Raw genomic sequence first — 1,272 nt, forward strand, 5'->3', positions numbered from 1 at the left:
GTTGCCAAAAACCTATAAAAATCTATAAGCAATGTTTATTTCCTGTTTCTTTGTATCTGCTTTTGCCGAAGCTACTCACATTTGATATGATACTCCACAGGCGTTAATTCGGGTACAACGAACCCTACACATTAGTAGTGTCTTGTAAGTGACTAAGCTACTAATTCTCCATATTTAGCTAAATTTAACGCAGCATTCATATCTCTGTCTATCTCTAATCCGCAGTCACACTTGTAAACTCTATCAGATAATTTTAAATCTGATTTAATTTGTCCACAGCACGAACATGTTTTAGAAGATGGGAAGAAACGTCCAACTTGTATAAATTCAATTCCGTATTTTTCACATTTGTATTTCAATTGACGGAGAAATTCATACATCTTTTGTTTGGCTACTGCTTTAGCTAAATGACGGTTTTTCATCATTCCAACTACATTCAAATCTTCCATCACAACTTTACAAGGTTTGGTTTTCACTATTGTATTTGTTGCTTGATGAATGTGGTTGTTTCTAATGTTAGCTAACCGTCTGTGTAGATTTCGTATTTGCTTTTCGATTTTTATAATGTTACATGTTTTGACAAATCGGTTTCCCTCCTTATTCATCTCATATTTTCGGGAAACGCTTCGCTGTAACCTACGTAAACGTTTCTCAATCTTTCTCACTTCTTTTGTTTTGTTAATGTTTTTGAACACCATTTCGTTCGAGCAAATTGCTAATTCTTTAACTCCTAAATCTACTCCAATTACTTCATTCGTTAATTCTTGTTTTACTTGTTCTTGCTCTACTCCAACAGAGATATACCAATACTTTCCGTCAAAAGATACTCTAGGATTAGTATATTTCACCCCCATTGGGACTTGTTCAGAAGTTGCAACCCATCCTACTTTCTCAATTAACACCGTGTTCTTTTTTACTTTAAGTTTCACATTGTCATTATAGAAAGAAGGTTTAGATTTCTTCTTAGACTTGAATCTTGGACGTTTCGCCAAACCTTTAAAGAATCTCTTATACGCATTACAAGCATCTTTAACAGCTTGCTTAGCTACATTATTTGATACTTCACTCAACCATTGGAAGTCCTCTTGTTTTTTAATTTGTGTGATTTCTTTTCTCAAAACATTGTCAGATAAGAATTTCAACCCTCGTTGATAATTTTCTTGTTGTCTAGCTAATGTCCAATTGTATACCCATCTTGCCACACCAGTAGATTTCCATAGTTGAATTTCTTGTTCTTTAGTTGGTTTAATTCGTATCTTCTTTGCTAGTATC

The 1,272-nt window shown here is 33.9% G+C and carries 1 protein-coding gene; it reads right to left on the reverse strand.

The window, feature by feature from the left end:
• Positions 1–152: 152 nt before the first annotated feature.
• On the reverse strand, positions 153–1,271 hold the full coding sequence (locus tag KGI01_RS13645; protein ID WP_141275135.1) for an RNA-guided endonuclease InsQ/TnpB family protein: 1,119 nt from the start codon (positions 1,269–1,271) through the stop codon (positions 153–155).
• Position 1,272: the final 1 nt, after the last annotated feature.

It is taken from the genome of Kurthia gibsonii (genome assembly GCF_006539985.1).
Lineage (GTDB): Bacteria > Bacillota > Bacilli > Bacillales_A > Planococcaceae > Kurthia > Kurthia gibsonii.